Raw genomic sequence first — 3548 nt, 5'->3', positions numbered from 1 at the left:
TCCTCTCGCTCTTTAGTGCCACGTTTTCCGTAATTTTTTTCTTTGAACTCCTCAAGGGTCATTAAATTATTACTTCTCGCTTTCATATTCTGCTTTTATTTTAAGTGCCATTTCTATCTCTTTCTTCGGGGTCTTTTGAGATTTCTTTTGAAATCCGTTGGCCAATACAATTAATTGGCCTTCGTCAAAAAAACAGATCCCGATAGCTCTGGACTAAAAATGTTACTTCCTAGTTGAACTCTAATCTCATAAAGCCCATCAGTGTTCTCAAGGTGTTTGAGATAAGTTTCAGGAACTCTTTGTAAGTCTTCAATCAATTCAAACGTCCAAACTATCTTGGCTTTAACCTTTTTGTTTTGTTTTGAAAAGAAGTCTTGAAAGTAGTCCTTGTAAAATGTAATCTTTCTATGCTTCTGACTTTTATCCACAAAACAAAGTTAAAAAAGTTTCCCTAAAGTGAAACATGTCGTCTTAAAATTATTACTCCTGTCAGCTTGTAAGGTTTCTAATAATCGCATATTACTCCATTATCTGTCTGGTTTTTCAGCTCAATACAAAAAATCCCCCCATTGACAATGGTGAGATATTAACCAGAAAACTCCCCTTAATTTAAAGAAAGTTTCCAAAAAAACTTTCCGATTAACTGCAACGTTGAGGTAAAGACACAAAAAAAGGGATGAAGATCACCCCTTAAACACTTGAAAATCAATTTTGTAGCCTCGACAAGAATCGAACTTGTATCTATTGTTTAGGAAACAACTATTCTATCCATTGAACTACGAGGCCTGGGTTGAGACTTATAGAAGCGAGAAGTAAGAGATTAGACTTCTGGAATTAAGTCTTGTCTCTTGTCTCTTGATTCTTGTCTCTATTTTTAAAGACTTCTAGAGGCGAGAGATGAGAGAATAGACTCTGGTGTCTTGCATCTTATGTCTTATTGAGATGGCTAGATGCGAAACGTTAGAGGTTAGATTTAAAGATCTTGACTCGAAGTCTAACTTCTCGCTTCTCGTCTCTCGCTTCTATTTGCCGTCGCAATTTAAAGCATTCTCCTCCATTCAAGCAAATATATTTTAAGGCATTTGTGCTTTTCGAATTAAAAACGCTATCTTTGCAGTCCAAAAATTACGATGGACGGGATCCATCAATTCACTAAATATCAAAACAATATGGCAGTTAAAATCAGATTAGCGCGTAGAGGCAGAAAGAAAATGGCCATCTATGACGTAGTAGTAGCTGATGCTAGAGCTCCACGTGATGGACGCTTTATCGAGAAATTGGGAACTTACAACCCTAACACTGACCCGGCATCTATCAACATCAACAATGAGCGTGCTCTTAAATGGTTGTTGAACGGTGCACAGCCAACTGACACAGTAAAGGCTATGCTTTCTTACAGAGGTGTCCTGTTGAAAAAACACCTTCAGATCGGTGTATTGAAAGGTGCTATCAGCCAAGAAGAAGCGGAAGCTAAATTCGAAGCTTGGAAAGCATCCAAAGATGCTACTATCGGCGGTAAAGTTGACAAGTTGACCAAAGCCAAAGAAGACGCACGTCAAAAAGCATTGGAAGCAGAAGCTGCTAAAAACCAGGCTCGTCTTGACGCCATCAAAGCAAGGGAAGAAGAAGCTAAGGCTGCTGCCGCTGCAGAAGCCGGTGAAGCTGCTGCTGAAGAACAAGCTCCTGAAGCATCTGCTGAAGGCGAAGAAACCCAAGCGTAATTTAACCCATTCCCATGAACAAAGACAATTGTTTTCAATTGGGCTATATAGCAAAGGTTCATGGACTTCATGGTGAAGTAGGTATCGTACTGGATGTAGACTATCCGGAAGATTATGAAGACCTCAAACACGTCTTCGTAGAGCAAAAGTCCAGATTAGTTCCCTTTTTCCTGGAGCATTTTGTTGTCTCGCACAGCAATAAAGTCCTGGCAAAATTTGAGGATTATGACACCGTAGAAGATGCTACAAAGTTGGTCGGTTCGGCCCTTTATCTTCCACTAAGTGAACTGGAACCGCTTCAAGAAGATCAGTATTACTACCATGAATTGATTGGCTTCGAGGTAATAGACGAATCTCTCGGAAAAATCGGGGAAGTCAAGGTCATCTATGACTTGGAAACCCAGGATTTATTGGGTGTCGAACATCAAGGAAAAGAGGTACTGATTCCCATTCAGGACCAGATCGTCCTCAAAGTCGATAAGGCAGAAAAGAAAGTTTACTGTCTCTTGCCCGCAGGATTGCTTGACATATACTTGGAAGACTGATGCACATAGATATCATCACGGTTGTTCCCGGACTATTGGACGGTCCCTTTTCACATTCTATCCTCAAAAGGGCAGAAGATAAAGGACTCGCCAAAATCAGGATACACAACTTAAGGGATTATGCAAGCGGCAAACAAAAGCAGGTCGATGATTATGCTTTTGGAGGTGGCGCAGGAATGGTCATGATGATAGAACCTATCGCAAAGTGCCTTGAAGCACTCAAAAGCGAAAGAGATTATGATGAGGTCATTTACATGACACCTGACGGGGAGACATTCAACCAGCAAATGGCCAATGAACTATCCCTCAAAGGTAACCTGATCATCCTATGTGGACATTACAAAGGTGTAGATGAAAGAGTCAGACAAAAATTCATCACCAGAGAAATCAGCATAGGCGATTTTGTCCTATCAGGTGGGGAATTGGCCGCTGCTGTTGTAGCAGATGCCATCATCCGGTTGATTCCGGGTGTTTTGAATGACGAAACCTCTGCCCTGACAGATTCTTTCCAAGATGGACTACTGGCACCTCCAGTGTACACCAGGCCTGCAGAATATGAAGGCATGAAAGTACCGGAAGTGTTATTGTCAGGACATCAGGCAAACATTGAAACCTGGAGATTTGACGCATCGGTTCGCCGGACAAAAGAAAGAAGGCCCGACTTATTGGAAGGTAAAGATTTCTGAGGCGATAAATAAGAAAGCAGAATATTAATTGAGTTCAACAAAAACCGTGTCGAGGCGCGGTTGCTACAAGCAAATAAAATATAAAGCTATGAGCGATCTAATAAAATTTGTAGAAGCGGAATACAGCGAGGCTAGAGCCAAATTCCCTTCTTTCAAGGCTGGAGATACCATCAACGTGCACGTAAGAATCACTGAAGGTAACAAAGAGCGTATCCAGCAATTCCAAGGAACTGTAATCCAAAGAAAAAACCCTAACTCCAACGGTGAGACTTTCACAGTAAGAAAAATCTCCAATGGTGTTGGTGTGGAAAGAATTTTCCCTATCCTTTCTCCTTCCATCGAGAAAATCGAATTGTTGAGAGAAGGTAAAGTGAGAAGAGCTAGATTGTTCTACTTGAGAGGCCGTCAAGGTAAGGCTGCTAGAATCAAGGAGAAAATCAGACACAGCAAATAAGATCATTGATCTTATGCAAAAAGGGGCTGTCCGAAAAGGGCAGCCTTTTTTATGCTGCAATTTTTTGATTTTGAAAATCTAAAGTCATGATTGGGGATTTTTGATTAGATTTTTTCCTTGACACGTATAATACTGGTCGACT

General features: G+C 40.8%; 6 protein-coding genes and 1 tRNA gene. 4 read left to right on the top strand and 3 right to left on the bottom strand.

All coding sequences use genetic code 11. The features are described from left to right. Positions 1-69: 69 nt before the first annotated feature. From ACFFIP_RS17715 to ACFFIP_RS17705, 3 genes are all read right to left on the bottom strand, one after another. Positions 70-165, bottom strand: coding sequence for a type II toxin-antitoxin system RelE/ParE family toxin (locus tag ACFFIP_RS17715; RefSeq protein ID WP_382389094.1), 96 nt, complete (start codon positions 163-165; stop codon positions 70-72). Between the two features lie 5 nt (positions 166-170). Further along, entirely contained in the window at positions 171-428 is a 258-nt protein-coding gene (locus ACFFIP_RS17710) for a type II toxin-antitoxin system RelE/ParE family toxin (RefSeq protein ID WP_382389093.1), read from the bottom strand. 286 nt (positions 429-714) lie between these two features. Then, positions 715-786 (bottom strand) — tRNA-Arg (locus tag ACFFIP_RS17705). A 383-nt stretch (positions 787-1169) separates the two neighbouring features. Here ACFFIP_RS17705 and ACFFIP_RS17700 point away from each other — a divergent pair. The 4 genes from ACFFIP_RS17700 to rplS all read left to right on the top strand — a co-directional run bounded on the left by ACFFIP_RS17700 (position 1170) and on the right by rplS (position 3406). Next, complete coding sequence (locus ACFFIP_RS17700; RefSeq protein WP_382389092.1) at positions 1170-1721, top strand: 30S ribosomal protein S16; 552 nt, start codon at positions 1170-1172, stop codon at positions 1719-1721. Positions 1722-1735: 14 nt separating this feature from the next. Then, positions 1736-2266, top strand: a complete 531-nt coding sequence (gene rimM, locus ACFFIP_RS17695; RefSeq protein WP_382389091.1) for a ribosome maturation factor RimM — start codon at positions 1736-1738, stop codon at positions 2264-2266. Then, positions 2266-2952, top strand: coding sequence for a tRNA (guanosine(37)-N1)-methyltransferase TrmD (gene trmD, locus ACFFIP_RS17690; protein WP_382389090.1), 687 nt, complete (start codon positions 2266-2268; stop codon positions 2950-2952). Before rimM ends, trmD begins: the two co-directional genes overlap by 1 nt. An 88-nt stretch (positions 2953-3040) precedes the next feature. Further along, on the top strand, positions 3041-3406 hold the full coding sequence (rplS, locus tag ACFFIP_RS17685; RefSeq protein ID WP_382389089.1) for a 50S ribosomal protein L19: 366 nt from the start codon (positions 3041-3043) through the stop codon (positions 3404-3406). Positions 3407-3548: the final 142 nt, after the last annotated feature.

The sequence above is a fragment of the Fontibacter flavus genome, assembly GCF_042432905.1.
Taxonomy (GTDB): Bacteria; Bacteroidota; Bacteroidia; order Cytophagales; family Cyclobacteriaceae; genus Fontibacter; species Fontibacter flavus.
Note: the sequence above shows the minus strand (reverse complement) of the source record. Positions and strands in the feature narration are given on the sequence as shown.

Coding starts and splice junctions, on each gene's coding strand:
- ACFFIP_RS17700 (WP_382389092.1), top strand. CDS start 1,170: ATGGCAGTTAAAATCAGATTAGCGCGTAGAGGCAGAAAGAAAATGGCC.
- rimM (WP_382389091.1), top strand. CDS start 1,736: ATGAACAAAGACAATTGTTTTCAATTGGGCTATATAGCAAAGGTTCAT.
- trmD (WP_382389090.1), top strand. CDS start 2,266: ATGCACATAGATATCATCACGGTTGTTCCCGGACTATTGGACGGTCCC.
- rplS (WP_382389089.1), top strand. CDS start 3,041: ATGAGCGATCTAATAAAATTTGTAGAAGCGGAATACAGCGAGGCTAGA.